Origin of the sequence: Serpentinimonas barnesii (assembly GCF_000696225.1) — a bacterium.
Taxonomy (GTDB): Bacteria; Pseudomonadota; Gammaproteobacteria; order Burkholderiales; family Burkholderiaceae_C; genus Serpentinimonas; species Serpentinimonas barnesii.
This window is the reverse complement of sequence record NZ_BAWN01000032.1, coordinates 18,978-34,377: the sequence shown is the minus strand read 5'-3', so window position 1 is coordinate 34,377 and position 15,400 is coordinate 18,978. Positions and strand designations below refer to the sequence as shown.

General features: G+C 67.2%; 11 protein-coding genes and 1 tRNA gene. 10 read left to right on the top strand and 2 right to left on the bottom strand.

Going from position 1 to position 15,400, the window contains the following annotated elements; genetic code table 11:
• Positions 1-4: 4 nt before the first annotated feature.
• Together SRAH_RS09485 and SRAH_RS09480 are read left to right on the top strand one after the other, a co-directional pair.
• A complete protein-coding gene (locus SRAH_RS09485; protein ID WP_029463109.1) occupies positions 5-1,975 on the top strand; it encodes a monovalent cation:proton antiporter family protein in 1,971 nt (656 codons plus the stop codon).
• A 74-nt stretch (positions 1,976-2,049) separates the two neighbouring features.
• On the top strand, positions 2,050-3,654 hold the full coding sequence (locus SRAH_RS09480; RefSeq protein WP_029463108.1) for a Na/Pi cotransporter family protein: 1,605 nt from the start codon (positions 2,050-2,052) through the stop codon (positions 3,652-3,654).
• Between the two features lie 45 nt (positions 3,655-3,699).
• Here SRAH_RS09480 and SRAH_RS09475 read toward each other — a convergent pair whose 3' ends face one another.
• A complete protein-coding gene (locus SRAH_RS09475; protein WP_029463107.1) occupies positions 3,700-5,688 on the bottom strand; it encodes a DNA topoisomerase IV subunit B in 1,989 nt (662 codons plus the stop codon).
• 159 nt (positions 5,689-5,847) lie between these two features.
• Here SRAH_RS09475 and SRAH_RS09465 point away from each other — a divergent pair, with 159 nt between their 5' ends.
• The 6 genes from SRAH_RS09465 to SRAH_RS09440 all read left to right on the top strand — a co-directional run bounded on the left by SRAH_RS09465 (position 5,848) and on the right by SRAH_RS09440 (position 11,628).
• Complete coding sequence (locus SRAH_RS09465) at positions 5,848-7,098, top strand: MFS transporter (RefSeq protein ID WP_029463106.1); 1,251 nt, start codon at positions 5,848-5,850, stop codon at positions 7,096-7,098.
• Positions 7,095-7,286 carry a hypothetical protein gene (locus tag SRAH_RS09460; RefSeq protein ID WP_149028969.1) on the top strand — a complete coding sequence of 64 codons (192 nt, stop codon included), beginning with the start codon at positions 7,095-7,097 and terminating at the stop codon, positions 7,284-7,286. Before SRAH_RS09465 ends, SRAH_RS09460 begins: the two co-directional genes overlap by 4 nt.
• Before the next feature lie 2 nt (positions 7,287-7,288).
• Positions 7,289-8,008, top strand: coding sequence for a class I SAM-dependent methyltransferase (locus SRAH_RS09455; RefSeq protein WP_045477035.1), 720 nt, complete (start codon positions 7,289-7,291; stop codon positions 8,006-8,008).
• 133 nt (positions 8,009-8,141) lie between these two features.
• Entirely contained in the window at positions 8,142-9,038 is an 897-nt protein-coding gene (dapA, locus tag SRAH_RS09450; RefSeq protein ID WP_029463103.1) for a 4-hydroxy-tetrahydrodipicolinate synthase, read from the top strand.
• Positions 9,039-9,086: 48 nt separating this feature from the next.
• Positions 9,087-10,223 (top strand): NlpB/DapX family lipoprotein, encoded by a 1,137-nt coding sequence (bamC, locus tag SRAH_RS09445; protein WP_045477032.1) that lies wholly within the window; start codon positions 9,087-9,089, stop codon positions 10,221-10,223.
• 73 nt (positions 10,224-10,296) lie between these two features.
• Positions 10,297-11,628 (top strand): MFS transporter, encoded by a 1,332-nt coding sequence (locus SRAH_RS09440; RefSeq protein ID WP_052369156.1) that lies wholly within the window; start codon positions 10,297-10,299, stop codon positions 11,626-11,628.
• A 40-nt stretch (positions 11,629-11,668) separates the two neighbouring features.
• Here the strand turns inward: SRAH_RS09440 and apbC are convergent, their stop codons facing one another.
• Complete coding sequence (apbC, locus tag SRAH_RS09435) at positions 11,669-12,766, bottom strand: iron-sulfur cluster carrier protein ApbC (RefSeq protein ID WP_029463100.1); 1,098 nt, start codon at positions 12,764-12,766, stop codon at positions 11,669-11,671.
• Positions 12,767-12,967: 201 nt separating this feature from the next.
• Between apbC and metG the strand changes: the two genes are divergently transcribed.
• Positions 12,968-15,163: a methionine--tRNA ligase gene (gene metG / locus SRAH_RS09430; RefSeq protein WP_029463099.1), complete on the top strand. Its 2,196-nt coding sequence runs from the start codon at positions 12,968-12,970 to the stop codon at positions 15,161-15,163.
• A gap of 58 nt (positions 15,164-15,221) precedes the next feature.
• Positions 15,222-15,297, top strand: a tRNA-Thr gene (locus SRAH_RS09425).
• The last annotated feature ends 103 nt before the right edge of the window (positions 15,298-15,400 follow it).

Here is a 15,400-nt window from a genome sequence, read left to right as displayed (position 1 = left end):
CGCCTTGACGCCGCTGCTCGAACTGCTGGCGCTGCTGGCCGCTGCGGTGGCGGTGGTGGCGCTGTTTCAGCGCAGCGGCATTCCGGCCAGCTTGGGGTATCTGGCCGTCGGGGCCCTGCTCGGCCCCTATGTGGCGGGCCTGATCAGCCACACCGAAACCATCCGCCTGGTGGCCGAGTTCGGCATTGTTTTCCTGCTCTTTACCATCGGGCTGAACTTCTCGCTGCCGCAGATTTACGCGCTGCGCCACACCGTTTTCTGGCTTGGCACCGGGCAGGTGGTTTTAACCACGGCGCTGGTGACACTGGCGGGCTGGGCGCTGGGCCTGCCCTGGGCGGCGGCCTTCGTCGTCGGGGCGGTATTTGCCCAGTCATCGACGACCATCATCGCGCGCCAGTTGAGCGATCAGGGCGAAGAACACAGCCGCCACGGCCGCTTGGGGCTGGCGATGTCGGTGTTCCAGGACGTGACGGCGGTGCCGTTCCTGATCATCATTCCGGCGCTCGGGCTGGCGGCGGCGGGTTCGCTGGCCGAGCCGCTAGGCTGGGCGCTGGTCAAGGCGCTGCTGGCTTTTGCGCTGGTCTATCTGGCCGGGCGCTGGCTGCTGCGGCCGCTGTTTCACGCCATTGCGGTGCGGCGCTCCACCGAGCTGTTCACGCTCACGGTGCTGCTGGTGACGCTGGCCTCGGCGGCGATTACCGACAGCCTGGGGCTGTCGCTGGCCTTTGGGGCCTTTCTGGCCGGCATGATGCTGGGCGAGACCGAATTCCGGCACCAGATCGAATCCACCATCCGCCCCTTTCGCGATGTGCTGCTGGGGCTGTTTTTTGTCTCGATCGGGATGCTGATCAACCCGGCCGCGCTGCTGGCGGTGTGGCACTGGGCGCTGCTGGGGGCGCTGGGGCTGCTGGGGGCCAAGGTGCTGCTGGTGACGCTGCTGGTGCGCGCCGCTGGCTTTGAGCCGCGCACCGCCTTGCGCACCGCGCTGGTGCTGGCCTTGGGTGGCGAGTTTGGTTTTGCGCTGCTGGCTCTCGGCCTGGCCGGTGGCAGCATCGACAGCCACACGGCGCAGATTGCGCTTGCTGCGGTGTTGTTGAGCATGATGATCGGCCCGTTCCTAATCCGCTACAGCCTGCCGCTGAGCGAGGCGCTGCTGGGCCGCGCAACGCCGGGTGCTCCCAACGCGCCGGGCAGCGCCCCACACCCGGAACCGGCGGCCGCCAACGCTTGGAACCAACACGTGATTCTGTGCGGTTACGGCCGCATCGGCCAGAGCGTGGCCAATTTTCTGGAGCGCGAGCGCATTGCGCACGTGGCGCTGGACCTGGACCCGACGCTGGTGCGCGAGGCCCACGCCGCGGGCGAACCGGTGTTTTACGGCGACGCCACCGACCCGGCCGTGCTTGAGGCGGTGGGGCTGGCGCGGGCGCGGCTGCTCATCATCAGCTACGAAGACCCGGCCGCTGCGCTCAAGGTGTTGCAGCAGGTGCGCGCGCAGCACCCCGATTTGCCGGTGATGGTGCGCACGCGCGACGAAACCCATGTGGAGGCGCTGCGCCAGGCCGGTGCCACCGAAGTGGTGCCCGAGACGCTTGAAGCCGCCATGATGATGGTCGCGCACGCGCTGGCGCTGCTGCAAGTGCCCACGGCGCGCGTGCTGCGCCGCCTGCGCGAGGCGCGCAGCGACCGCTACCGCCTGCTGCGCGAGCTGTTTCAGGGCGACCCGGCCTTGGAAACGGCTGCGGCCGCCGTGCCGCGCCTGCACTCGGTCACCGTACCGGCAGGCTGCGCCGCGCTGGGTTGCCGCTTGGGTCAACTGGAATTGGGCGCGGGCGTCGAACTCAGCGCCTTGTTGCGCCACGGCCAGCGCATCCTCGACCCCGCGACCGAGCTGCTGCTGCAAGCCGACGACGTGCTGGTGCTGTTTGGCAGCCCCGAAGCACTGGCACAAGCCGAGCAACGCCTGCTGTCTTGATACCGGTCGGCGCACCGGGGCGCAAGCGCAGCGCGGAGCCGCATTCCTGAGCAAAACAGGGGGATAATGCCGGCATGGACTTCACCACTTTCTCGCAAGCCGCTGGCGGCCTGGCCCTGTTTCTGCTGGCCATGCTGATGATGACCGAGGGCCTCAAAACCTTTGGCGGCAGCGGGCTCAAGCGCCTGCTCAGCCAATCGACTTCCACGCCGCTGCGTGGCGTCGGGGCCGGCATCTTGGTGACGGCGGTGGTGCAGTCCTCCAGCGCAGTCACGGTGGCGGCAATCGGCTTTGTCAACGCCGGGCTCATGAATTTGCGCCAGGCGCTGGGCGTGGTGTTTGGCACCAACATCGGCACCACCATGACCGCCTGGTTGGTGAGCCTGATCGGCGTCGGTTTTGACATCGACGCCTTTGCGCTGCCCATGATCGCCGCCGGGGTGGCACTGCGCCTGATTGCACGCGACAAACGCTACCAAGGCTTGGGCGATGCGCTCACCGGCTTTGGCCTGTTCTTCATTGGCCTGGGGCTGCTGCAAGAGGCGTTTTCGGGCGTGGCGGCGGGCTTTGAAGCCGGGGTGCTTGGGGGCGGCATCGCCCTGCACTGGGCTGCGGCGCTGGCGGTGGGTTTTGTCGTCACCATGCTGACGCAGTCTTCCAGCGCCGCCATTGCGCTCATCCTCACCGCAGCGGCGGGTGGGCTGCTGAGCCTGCCCACGGCCGCAGCGGCCATTATTGGGGCCAATGTGGGCACCACCTCCACCGCCGTGCTGGCCGCGCTCAATGCCACCGCCTCCGCGCGCCGCCTGGCCATGGGCCACGTCGGCTTCAATGTGATCACCGGCTGTGTGGCGCTGCTGATTTTGCCCCTGATGCTGTGGACGGTGGACGGGCTGGCCGAGTTTTTTGGCTTGGTGGGCAATATCGCCGCCAAGCTGGCGCTGTTTCACACCGTGTTCAACGTGCTGGGGGTGCTGCTGCTGCTGCCCTTCATTGGCCGCCTGGCGGACTGGCTCGAAACCCGTTTTCGCAGCCAGCAAGACGAGCTGGCGCGCCCGCAGCACCTCGACGCCACCTTGGCGGCCTCGCCCGAACTGGCGCTGGGCGCGGTGCAGGCCGAGCTGCAGCGGCTGCGCGCGGGCGTGGCTGCGGTGGCCAGCGCGGCCCTGAAAAACGAACGCCCGGTGGAGAAAGAGGCCGAGGCGGTGCGCCAACTGGCCGCCACCGTGACCGACTACATCGGCGGCTTGCGCGCCGAAAGGATGCCGCGCGAGGTTTCGGACGCGCTCACCCTGTGCCTGCGCGCCACCCGCTACCTCGATGAGGCCGGGCGCATGGTGGCTTCGGCGCAGGCCGTAGCCGCCGCCGCCCAGACCGATCCCGAACACGTGCGCGCCTTGATCGCGCCGGTGCTGGCGGCCGCTGTGCATTGCTTGGCGGCCCCGAGCGCCGAGACGGCACGCACCCTAGCGGCTTTCGAACCGGCTTACCAGCACGGCAAAGGCGCGCTGCTGGCGGCCGTGGTGGCGCAGCAGCTTAGCGCCGAACGCGCCGACACCCTGCTCGACGACCTCAGCCACTTGCGCCGCCTGGTGCAGCAGTGGGCCAAGGCCGACGACATGCTCAACTACCCGGATCTGCCGCTGGTGCCGCAGCGGGCCGGTGGCGCCAAGGCCTAGGTCGATCAAAAATCTCCGTAACGTTTTTGAGCAAATAACCGATTTTCAAAAATCCACCGCCACCGCATCCCCCGCGCGCTCCATCAACGCCCGCCGCGCTGCCGCTTCGCCCTTGCCCATCAACTGGCCGATGCGCGCCTCGGTCTGCAGCCAGTCGAACGCCCCCAGCTGCACCGGCAGCAGGCGGCGCGTGTCGGGGTTGAGCGTGGTGTCCCACAACTGCTCGGCGTTCATCTCGCCCAAGCCCTTGAAGCGGCTGATGCTGCATTTGTCGCGCGCCAGCCCGTCTTTGGCGCATTTGTCCAGTATCGCTTCCAGCTCGCCTTCGTCCAGCGCATAGGCCTTGGCGGCGGGCTTTTTGCCGCGCGCGGGCACATCGACGCGGTACAGCGGCGGGCGCGCCACGTACACGTGCCCGGCCTCGACCAGGCGCGGAAAGTGGCGCAAAAACAGCGTTAAAAGCAGCACCTGGATGTGCGCGCCATCGACGTCGGCATCGGCCAAAATGCACACCTTGCCGTAGCGCAGGCCGCTCAAATCGGCACTGTCGGCCTGCCCATGCGGATCGACCCCGATGGCCACCGCGATGTCGTGTATTTCGGTGTTGGCGTACAGGCGCTCGCGCTCCACCTCCCAGGTGTTGAGCACCTTGCCGCGCAGCGGCAGCACCGCCTGGCATTCCTTGTCGCGCCCCATCTTGGCGCTGCCACCGGCCGAATCGCCCTCGACCAAAAACAGCTCGTTGCGCGCCAGCTCGCGGCTCTCGCAGTCGGTGAGCTTGCCCGGCAGCACCGCTACCCCCGAGCCCTTGCGTTTTTCCACCTTCTGCGCCGCCTTTTGGCGGTTTTGCGCAGCGCGGATCACCAACTCGGCCAGCTTCTTGCCGTGCGCCACGTGCTGGTTCAGCCACAGCTCCAGCGCCGGCCGCAGCACCGAGCCAACCAGGCGCAGCGCGTCGCGCGAATTGAGCCGCTCCTTGATCTGGCCCTGGAACTGCGGGTCCAGCACCTTGGCCGAAAGCACGTAGCTGGCGCGGGCGTACACGTCTTCGGGCAGCAGCCGCACCCCTTTGGGCAGCAGCGCGTGCAGCTCGATAAAGCCCTTGACGGCCTGGTACAGCCCGTCGCGCAGGCCGCTGTCGTGGGTGCCGCCGGCGCTGGTGGGTATCAAATTGACGTAGCTCTCGCGCAGCGTGGCGCCCTCTTCGGTGAAAGCCACCGCCCAGGCCGCGCCCTCGCCCTCGGCAAAGCTCTCGTGCCCGGCGTCGGCATAGCCCGAACCTTCGAACAGCGGAATCAGCGGCTCGGCGGGCAGGCTTTGCAACAGGTAGTCGCGCAGGCCGCCCTGGTACTGCCAGTGCAGGGTTTCGCCGCTGGCTTCTAGGTTCAGGCTAACCGACAGCCCCGGCAGCAGCACCGCCTTGCTGCGCAGCAGGTGCTGCAACTCGGCCAGCGGCAGGGCGGAGGTGTCGAAATACTTGGGGTCGGGCCACAGGCGCACCGTGGTGCCCTGCTTGCGCGCACCGGCTGGGGCCGCTTGCAGGCTCAAGGGTTCGAGCACGGCCCCATCGGCAAAGACCATGCGCGCCACCTGCCCGGCGCGGTAGCTGCTCACTTCGAGCCGGCTGGCCAGGGCGTTGCTCACGCTCACCCCCACCCCGTGCAGGCCCCCGGAGAAGCTGTAGGCGCCGCCGCTGCCCTTGTCAAACTTGCCACCGGCGTGCAGGCGCGTGAACACCAGCTCCAGCACCGGGGCCTGCTCTTCGGGGTGCAGCCCGTGCGGGATGCCGCGCCCCTCGTCTTCCACGCTCACCGAGCCGTCGCGGTGCAGGGTGACGCGGATGCGCTTGCCATAACCGGCCAGCGCCTCGTCGGCGGCGTTGTCGAGCACTTCCTGGACGATGTGCAGCGGGCTGTCGGTGCGGGTGTACATGCCCGGGCGCTGGCGCACCGGCTCCAGGCCTTTGAGCACACGGATCGAGCTTTCGGCGTAGGCGCCTGGGGTGGGGGGGGCGTTCGGTGGGGTGTCTGGCATGGAGGCGCATTGTAGAGAGGCGGGCCAACAGCCGGCCTCGGCCCCTGGCTAGCGCGGCTGCGCAAAACCCGAGCCCTGCGCGGCGTGGCTGGGCGTGATGGGGCGCAAGGTCAATTTGCACCCGCTGCAAAGCGGCGCCAAATTGGTTACATTTGCCCAATGTCTGCCGAAACCAGCCCCGCCACCGCCCACGCGCCGCGCTTGCCCATCGCCCAGGTGCTGCTCTGCGGGGCTGCCATCGTCATGCTGTCGATGGGCATACGGCACGGTTTTGGCTTGTGGCTGCTGCCCATCACCGAGGCACAGGGCTGGACGCGCGAGCATTTCTCCTGGGCACTGGCGGTGCAAAACCTCTCGTGGGGGGTGTTTGGCATTTTTGCCGGCATGTTGGCCGACCGCTTCGGGGCCTTCAAGGTGCTGGTGCTGGGCGCGCTGCTGTACGCGCTTGGGCTGGTGGGCATGGCGCTCTCGACCACCCCGCTCATGTTCGCCCTCACCACCGGGGTGCTGATCGGCGCGGCGCAGGCCGGCACCACCTTTGCCGTGATCTACGGCGTGATCGGCCGCCAGGTGCCGGCCGAGCGCCGCTCTTGGGCCATGGGCGTGGCGGCGGCGGCGGGCTCTTTCGGTCAATTTTTGTTGGTGCCGGTGGAGGGCTTCCTGATCCTTTCCTTTGGCTGGCAAGAGGCGCTGCTCATTCTGGCCGCTGCGGTGCTCTTGATCGCGCCGCTGGCTTGGGGCCTGCGCGAACCCGGTTTTGCCGCTGGTCAAATCCAGCCGGTGCGCGAGCAAAGCATCTGGCAGGCGCTGCGCGAAGCCAGCGCCTACCGCAGCTTCCAGTTGCTGATGGCGGGCTACTTCGTGTGCGGCTTCCAGGTGGTGTTCATCGGCATCCACCTGCCAAGCTACCTCAAAGACCACAACCTGGAGCCGCACGTGGCCAGCACCGCGCTGGCGCTCATTGGCCTCTTTAACGTGCTGGGCACCTACGCCGCCGGGGTGCTGGGGCAGCGGCTGGCCAAGCGCAAAATCCTGGCCTTCATCTATTTGTCGCGTTCGGTGGCCATTACCCTGTTTTTGCTGGCCCCGCTCACGCCGTGGAGCGTCTATCTGTTTGCCGCCGTGATGGGGGTGTTGTGGCTCTCGACCGTGCCGCCCACCAACGCGCTGGTGGCGCAAATCTTTGGCGTGGCGCACCTCTCGATGCTGGGTGGCTTTGTGTTCTTTAGCCACCAGATCGGCAGCTTCCTAGGGGTTTGGCTCGGCGGCCTGTTGCACGATCTGACCGGCAGCTACGACATCGTCTGGGGGCTGGCCGTGGGCTTGGGGCTGGTGGCGGCGGCGCTGAACTGGCCGATCAAGGAACATCCGATTCAGCGCGGGCCGCAGCGCATGAAGGCGGCCGCATGATGAACCCCACCCAGCCAGATCGGAGCGGGACCGGCCTTTCCAGCCGGGCCATCCGGGCCTTGGGCGGCGTGGCCGGGCGCGTGCTGGCTTGGGTGGCGGTGGCGGCGCTGTTGCTGCTCACCTTCAAGCTCTACGCCCAGCCCGACTTCCTGCTCAAGCTATCGAACCAAATCTGGCTTTGTTTTTGAGCATGCCGCCGCACCACCCCAACGCCGCCCCCTCGGACTGGCTGCTGCGCTGGAGCCACCTGATCGGCCCCAAGCCCGAGCCCGGCCTTTGCCGCACCCTGGATGCGGAGCATGAGGTGGCGCCCAGCCACACGGCCCAGCCCGGTGCCCGCAACGCGGCGACTGCTCCTGGGCCCGCCCCGCACGTGCTCGACCTCGCTTGCGGCCACGGGCGCCACAGCCGCTGGCTGGCGGCGCGGGGCTGCCACGTTACGGCGCTGGACCGCGACCCCGCTGCACTGGCCTCTTTGGCCGATCTCTGCACCCCAGCCGCCCCGGAACCCACCCCGGCAGGGCGGGTGCGAACCGTGCAGGCCGACCTGGAAAACGCGCCCTGGCCGCTGCCTGGCCAGCAGTTCGACGCCGTGCTGGTGACCAACTACCTCTGGCGCCCGCTCTGGCCCGATCTGCTGGCCAGCCTGCGGCCCGGCGCGGTGCTGATCGTCGAAACCTTTGCCCACGGTCAGGCCCGCATCGGCCGGCCCTCCCGGCCCGAATTTTTGCTGCAAAGCGGCGAGTTGCTGCGCCTGTGCCAGGGCCTGCAGGTGCTGGCTTTCGAGGACGGCTGGCTGCCCGAACCGGCGCGCTTTGTGCAGCGCATCTGCGCCGTGCGCCCCTTGGCCGACGCCAGCGCGCAGCCGGCGCGGTTTTTTCTGAATCCGGGCCTTGCGCGCGCCGATTGAGCGCAAACCACCTTGACCCATGCTTCAACCGGGGCTCGATGCACCAGCCAGCCGGACCCCAACCGAACCCCGGCTGCGCCGGTCTGGGTAGAATGTGCCCTGCACCCCGGATTTCACCCCCATTTTTAACCCTATGACGAAACCGATCACTGCGCTCACTGGCAGCATCGTGGCCTTGGTCACCCCCATGCACCCCGACGCCAGCGTGGACTACGCCAGCCTGCGCCAGTTGATCGACTGGCACATTGAGCAGGGCACCGACTGCATCGGCGTGGTCGGCACCACGGGCGAATCGCCCACTGTGAGCGTGCAAGAGCACTGCGAGATCATCCGCGTGGCGGTTGAACAAGCAGCCGGGCGCTGCCCGATTCTGGCCGGCTGCGGCGCCAACTCCACCGCCGAAGCCATTGCCTTGGCGCGCTACGCCCAGCAAGTGGGGGCCGACTGCCAGTTGCAAGTCGTGCCCTACTACAACAAGCCGACCCAAGAAGGGCAGTACCAGCACTTCAAGGCCATTGCCGAGGCCTGTGGCGATCTGCCCATCATGCTCTACAACGTGCCCGGGCGCACCGTGGCCGACCTGCAACCCGAAACCGCGCTGCGGCTGGCCGAGCTGCCCGGCATCTTTGGCATCAAGGAAGCCAGCGGCAACATTGAACGCGCCCAGTGGCTGATCCGCCAGGCGCCGGCGGGTTTTAGCGTCTATTCAGGCGACGACCCCACCGCCGTGGCCCTGATGCTGTGCGGCGGCCGCGGCAACGTGAGCGTGACCGCCAACGTGGCCCCGCGCCTGATGCACGAGCTGTGCGTGGCCGCCATCGCCGGCCAGGTGCAGCGCGCCATGGAAATTCAGATGCGCCTGCTGCCGCTGCACAAGCAGTTGTTCGTCGAACCCAACCCGATCCCGGTCAAATGGGCGCTGGAGCGCCTCGGCCGCTGCGGCGCTGCCTTGCGCCTGCCCCTCACGCCACTGAGTGCCGACAAATACGCCTTGGTGGAGCGCGCCCTGCACGAAGCCGGTCTGCTGTAAGCTGCGCCTCACAGCCTTGCCCTGTCGCCTCGAATTCAAAGCCCACCCATGAAATTCAGCCTCCTTGCCCCAACCCGCCGCCCTGCCCATGCCGCCAGCGCCTTGCGCCTGAGCGCCCTTGCCTTGGCGGCCCTGCTCGCCGCCGGTTGCTCGGTGCTCGAGGAAGACCGCATCGACTACCGCAGCGCGCGCCCCGCCGCCACGCTCGAGGTACCGCCCGACCTGACCCAATTGCAGCGCGACAGCCGCTTCGTGGCCCCCGGCGCAGCCGTGACGGCCGCCGGTTTTCAGGCCGCTCAACCCGGTGTGGCGGCCGTTCCTACGGCAGCCGTGCAAGTGGGCGATGTGCGCATCGAGCGCGCCGGCGACCAGCGCTGGCTGGTGGTGAACCGCCCGCCCGAGCAGCTCTGGAGCCCGATCCGCGACTTCTGGCAGGAAAACGGCTTTTTCCTCACCCTCGACCAGCAGCAACTGGGCCTGATGGAGACCGACTGGGCCGAGAACCGGGCCCAGATTCCGCAAGACATCATCCGCGCCACCCTCGGGCGTCTGTTCGATACCCTGTACTCCACCGGCGAGCGCGACCGCTTCCGCACCCGGCTCGAGCGCCGCGCCGATGGCGGCACCGAAATCTTCATCAGCCACCGCGGCATGATCGAACTCTTCAACGAACGCCGCGACGGCACGCTGTGGCAGCCGCGCCCCACCAACCACGAACTGGAAGCCGAGTTTTTGCGCCGCCTCATGGTGCAACTGGGCGTTACGCAAGAGCAAGCCCAAGCCTTGGTTGCGGCCGCCACCCCGGCACAAGCGCTGGCCCGGGTCGCCACGGTCAACAACTTGCCGGTGCTGCAACTCGACGAAGGCTTTGACCGCGCCTGGCGCCGCGTCGGGCTGGCGCTGGACCGCACCGGCTTCACGGTCGAAGACCGCGACCGCGCCCAGGGCCTCTACTTCGTGCGCTACGTGGCCCCCGACGCCACGGTGCAGCGCGCCGAACCGGGCTTCTTGGGCCGCATTTTCGGTGGCGCACGGGCCGAGGCCGCAGCGCCCGAGCGCTACCGCATCGTGGTGCGCAGCGCCGACAACCGCAGCACCGTCTCGGTGCTCGACCAAGCTGGCCAACCGGCCCCGGCGGCAGTGGCCCAGCGCATCGTGCAGGTTTTGGCCGAGGATCTGAGGTAATTTCGGCGCGCCTGCCTCAAGCTCCAGTCTCGGTTTTGGCGGACGGTTTCACAACTGTCCGCCCGCCTCGTGCATGACAACCCCCTTCCAGCCCGCCCCAGACGCTGAGTCCACCCTCACCGGCATCGACCCTGGGCCGCACTGGAAACTGCGTTACTGGTCGATCTTTTTTGGCCAGGCCCTGTCGCTCATCGGCTCGGCCATGACGCAGTTCGTGCTGCTGTGGTGGATCACCGACACCACCGGCAGCGTCTCGATGCTGGCCACAGCCGGCATCTTGGCCCTGCTGCCCTACGCCCTGCTAAGCCCCATCGGCGGCGTGCTGGCCGACCGCTACAGCCGGCGCTGGCTGATGGTGACCGCCGACACCCTGGGGGCCTTGTGCATGGTGGCTTTGATTGCGCTCTTTCTGAGCGGGCGCATCGAAATTTGGCACATCTTTGTGATGGTGTTCATCCGCAGCGCGCTGCAAGCGATCCAGTACCCGGCCGCGATTGCCAGCTTGGCGAACCTGGTGCCAGCACACTTTCTGCCGCGCGCCGTGGGCCTCAACCAGAGCCTGACCGGCATCATGACAGTAGCCGCCGCCCCGCTGGGGGCCTTTGCCATCAGCATCTTGCCGATCGGCTGGGCGCTCAGCATCGACGTCTTCACGGCGGTGCTGGGCATCATTCCGTTGCTGATTTTCAGCATTGCCCAGCCCAAGCGCGCGCAGCGGCGCGAACACGGCTTTTTCGACACCCTGCGGCGCGATTTCGTGGAAGGCTTTCGGGCCGTCTGGTCGGTGCCGGGCTTGCGCAAACTCTACGCCCTGCTGGCCGTGGTGGTGATGGTGGTGATGCCCTCTTTCACGCTGGTGATGCTGCTGATACGCAACCATTTTGGCGGTGGTGCGCCCGAGGTGGCGCTGATGGAAGGACTGGCCGGGGCGGCCATGATCTTGGCCGGATTGCTGGTGGCCGCTGTGGCGCCCAAGCGCCACATCCGCTGGGTGATCGCTGGTTTTTCCCTGTCGTGCTTCATGCTGGCCGCCACGGCCCTGCCCAACCCCGACTGGTTCGTGCTGGCGGTGCTGGCCTGGACGCTGAGCGGCTTTTTCTACATCATTGGCAACGCGCCGCTGTCCACCTTGCTGCTCAGCACCATCCCCAATCAGTTGCAGGGGCGTGCCTTGTCGCTCATGACCACGGTGGTGGCGCTGGCCGCGCCGGTCGGGCTGGCGCTGGCGGCGCCCTTGGGCGAACTGCTCGGCATTCGCGGCCTGTTCATCTTCATGGGCTTGACCGGGGGCTGCCTGGTTTTGCTGGGTCTGCTGTCCAAAGACATTCGGCGCTTGGACGTGACCCGCGCACGCAGCCACGGCCCGAAACGGGTAGAGCCCAGCCCAAGCGCAGACCGGCAATAGGCAGGGGCTGTTTTCCGAGCCCCAGCCGGCAGCACCCCAATCAGGGCTGAACTTGCACCTTGAGGGCGCCCAACTTGCTGGAGTAGTCGCGCCCCAGCAGGCTCAGCGCCGCGGCCGTGCGCAGCGCCAAACGGCGGTACTGCGCCGCCAGTTCGCCGTCGGGCGCAGCCACCACGATCGGCTCACCCCGGTCGGCTTGCTCGCGAATGGCCAGCGCCAGCGGCAAGGTGGCTAGGCACTGCAAACCCATTTCGGCCGCCAGACGCTGCCCCCCTTCGAGGCCAAACACCGCTTCGGCATGGCCGCAGCGGCTGCACACATGCATCGCCATGTTCTCGACCAGACCCAGAATCGGCACCCCGACCTTTTCAAACATCCGTATGCCTTTGCGCGCATCTTGCAGGGCCACGTCTTGGGGCGTGGTGACGATCAAGGCCGCCGTCAGCGGCACCCGCTGCGCCATGGTCAGGTGGATGTCGCCAGTACCGGGCGGCAGATCGACGATCAGGTAATCCAGCGCTTGCCAGTTGGACTGACGCAGCAGTTGCTCCAGCGCCTGGGTTGCCATGGGGCCGCGCCAGATCATGGCGTCGTCGGGCTTGATCAAAAAGCCGATCGACATCACCTGCAAGCCATGCTTGAGCAGGGGTTCCATGGTTTTGCCGTCTAGGCTTTCGGGCCTTTGGCCCTGCAAACCCAACATGGTGGGCACGCTCGGGCCATAGATATCGGCATCCAGCACACCCACCTTGGCCCCTTCGGCGGCCAAGGCCAGCGCCAAGTTGACCGCCGTGGTGCTCTTGCCCACGCCCCCTTTGCCAGAGGCCACGGCCACGATGTTTTTCACCTGCTCCAGCGCCGGCACGCTGGGCGCCGCCACCTGATGCGCCACGATGCGCGTCTGCCAATGCACCTGCACCTGGCCCACCCCCGCCACCGTTTGGGCGGCGCCGCGCAGCGCCTGGCTCAGTTCGGGCCACAGGCTTTGCGCGGGGTAGCCCAACTCGACCTCGAACGCCACCTCGGCGCCGCGGATCTGCAGGTTTTTGAGGGCTTTGGTCGAGACAAAATCGCGTCCGGTCAGCGGGTCGATCACGGTTTGCAGCGCCTGCAGCAGCGCCTGGGGTTCAATAGCCATTTTGCAAATTCCACCTGTGGTTTATCGTCGCTGCCGAGTCTAATGCGATTGCGCGCACGGCCTGCTGCAGCGGGCCACATATCCGCGCCCAGCCAAGTGCTTGGCGTGGGCCGGGGGGGCGCGATGGGGGTGGCGCAGATGCTGGCGGCCCAGGGTTGTGGCCGCTAAAATCAAGTGCTTACCCGCCCACTGCCCAGCCCCATGACCCAGCGCCGCTTCTTCGTCACCACCGCCCTGCCCTACGCCAACGGCGCCTTCCACATCGGCCACATCATGGAGTACATCCAGGCCGACATCTGGGTGCGCACGCAGCGCCTGCACGGGCACGAGCTGCACTTTGTTTGCGCCGACGACGCGCACGGGGCGCCGATCATGATCGCGGCTGAAAAAGCCGGGCAGACGCCGCAGCAGTTCGTGGCCGCCATCGCCGCCGGCCGCGCGCCCTATCTGGACGGTTTTCACATCCGCTTCGACCACTGGCACAGCACCGACGCGCCCGAAAACCACGCGCTGGCGCAGCGCATCTACCTCGACCTCAAGGCCGCCGGCCTGATCGAGAGCCGCGTCATCGAACAGTTTTTCGACCCCGAAAAAAACATGTTCCTGCCCGACCGCTACATCAAGGGCATCTGCCCCAAGTGCGGCGCGCCGGACCAGTACGGTGACAACTGCGAAGCCTGCGGCGCCGTCTATGCCCCGACCGAGCTGCGCCAGCCCTACTCGGCGCTCTCGGGCGCCACGCCGCTGTTGCGCCAATCCGAGCATTTTTTCTTCAAACTGTCCGACCCGCGCTGCCTCGAATTCCTCGACCAGTGGACCAGCACGCCCGGGCGCTTGCAGCCCGAGGTGCTCAACAAGATCAGCGAATGGCTCGCCCCCGGCGACGACGGCCAGGCCAAAATGGGCGACTGGGACATCAGCCGCGACGCACCCTACTTTGGCATCGAAATCCCAGACGCACCGGGCAAGTATTTCTACGTCTGGCTCGACGCCCCGATCGGCTACCTGGCCAGCCTCAAGCACCATTTCGACAGCGGCCAAGCCGCTGCGCACGGGCACCCGGCCTCGCGCACCGCGCAAAGTTTTGAGCAGTTCCTAGCAGACCCGAACGTGGAGCAGGTGCACTTCATCGGCAAAGACATCATCACCTTTCACAGCCTGTTCTGGCCGGCGATGCTGCATTTTTCTGGCCGCAAGGTGCCCAGCGCCATTTACGTACACGGTTTTTTGACCCTGCACGGCGGCGAAAAGATGAGCAAGAGCCGGGGCACCGGGCTCGATCCGCTCAAATACCTGCAACTCGGCCTCAACCCCGAGTGGCTGCGCTACTACCTGGCGGCCAAGCTGAGCAGCCGCAACGAGGACGTGGACTTCAACCCGCAAGACTTCGTGGCCCGCGTCAATTCCGACCTGATTGGCAAATACATCAACATCGCCTCGCGCGCGGCTGGCTTTCTGGCGCAGCGCTTCGAGGGCCGCCTCGGCCCCCTGGCGCCGGACGGCGAAGCCCTGCTCGACGGCTTGCAGCGCGCCGTGCCGCAGGTCGCCGAGCTGCTGGCCGAGCGCGAATATGGCAAGGCCATCCGCGAGACCATGGCGCTGGCCGACCGAGTCAACGAATACGTGGACCAAAACAAACCCTGGGAACTGGCGCGCCAGCCCGACTGCGCCGCACGCCTGCAAGACGTGTGCAGCACCTGCATCGAGTGCTTTCGCGTGCTCACGGCGCTGCTCAAGCCGGTGCTGCCCAAGTTGGCTGAGCAAGTCGAAGCCTTTTTGCGCTGCGCCCCGCTGGACTGGGCCAACGCCGCCACGCCACTGGGCGCGGGCCACGCCATCGGCGCCTACCAGCACCTGATGCAGCGCGTCGATGCCAAGCGGCTGCAAGAGCTGTTCGAGCCCGCTGCCGCTCCAGCCGCTCCAGCCGCTCCAGCCAACCCCGCCGCCCCGGTGCTCAAAGCCAGCCCCGCCGCTGCAAAAAGCGCCCAAAGCGCACACCCTGCGCCCCCTGCCGCCGACCCAGACACCCCCCTGCCCGGCGGCGAATCGGTCGCCCCGCAGATTGGGATCGAGGACTTTGGCAAAGTCGATCTGCGCATCGCGCGCATCGTGGCCTGCGAGGCCGTCAGCGGCTCGACCAAGCTGCTCCGCCTCACGCTCGACGCCGGCGAGGGGCGCTTGCGCAACGTGTTTTCCGGCATCGCCAGCGCCTACCAGCCGGAACAACTTGTAGGCCAGCTCACCGTGCTGGTGGCCAACTTGGCCCCGCGCAAAATGAAGTTTGGCGTCAGCGAAGGCATGGTGCTCTCGGCCAGCCACGCCGACGAACAGGCCCGCCCCGGCCTGTACCTGCTGCAAGCCTGGCCGGGCGCCGAGCCGGGTATGCGGGTGCATTAAAAGGCGTGCGTGCGCAATATAATCGCATGCTCTGGGTTTTGCCCAGTCTTGCTTCAGTGCCGGAATAGCTCAGTCGGTAGAGCAGCTCATTCGTAATGAGAAGGTCGGGGGTTCGATTCCTCTTTCCGGCACCAATTCAAAGTCTGGCACAGCCACAAGCTGCCTAAAGGGGGTGCCCGCTGCTTAAGCCAGCGTCGCGCCCACTCGCCCCATAATCTCGTTGCATTCCGGACGCGG

Bases quoted from the DNA above. Each gene is read 5' to 3' on its own strand.
- SRAH_RS09475 (WP_029463107.1), bottom strand. From the start codon at position 5,688: ATGCCAGACACCCCACCGAACGCCCCCCCCACCCCAGGCGCCTACGCC.
- apbC (WP_029463100.1), bottom strand. From the start codon at position 12,766: ATGGCTATTGAACCCCAGGCGCTGCTGCAGGCGCTGCAAACCGTGATC.
- metG (WP_029463099.1), top strand. From the start codon at position 12,968: ATGACCCAGCGCCGCTTCTTCGTCACCACCGCCCTGCCCTACGCCAAC.
- SRAH_RS09440 (WP_052369156.1), top strand. From the start codon at position 10,297: ATGACAACCCCCTTCCAGCCCGCCCCAGACGCTGAGTCCACCCTCACC.
- SRAH_RS09465 (WP_029463106.1), top strand. From the start codon at position 5,848: ATGTCTGCCGAAACCAGCCCCGCCACCGCCCACGCGCCGCGCTTGCCC.
- dapA (WP_029463103.1), top strand. From the start codon at position 8,142: ATGACGAAACCGATCACTGCGCTCACTGGCAGCATCGTGGCCTTGGTC.
- SRAH_RS09455 (WP_045477035.1), top strand. From the start codon at position 7,289: ATGCCGCCGCACCACCCCAACGCCGCCCCCTCGGACTGGCTGCTGCGC.
- SRAH_RS09480 (WP_029463108.1), top strand. From the start codon at position 2,050: ATGGACTTCACCACTTTCTCGCAAGCCGCTGGCGGCCTGGCCCTGTTT.
- SRAH_RS09460 (WP_149028969.1), top strand. From the start codon at position 7,095: ATGATGAACCCCACCCAGCCAGATCGGAGCGGGACCGGCCTTTCCAGC.
- bamC (WP_045477032.1), top strand. From the start codon at position 9,087: ATGAAATTCAGCCTCCTTGCCCCAACCCGCCGCCCTGCCCATGCCGCC.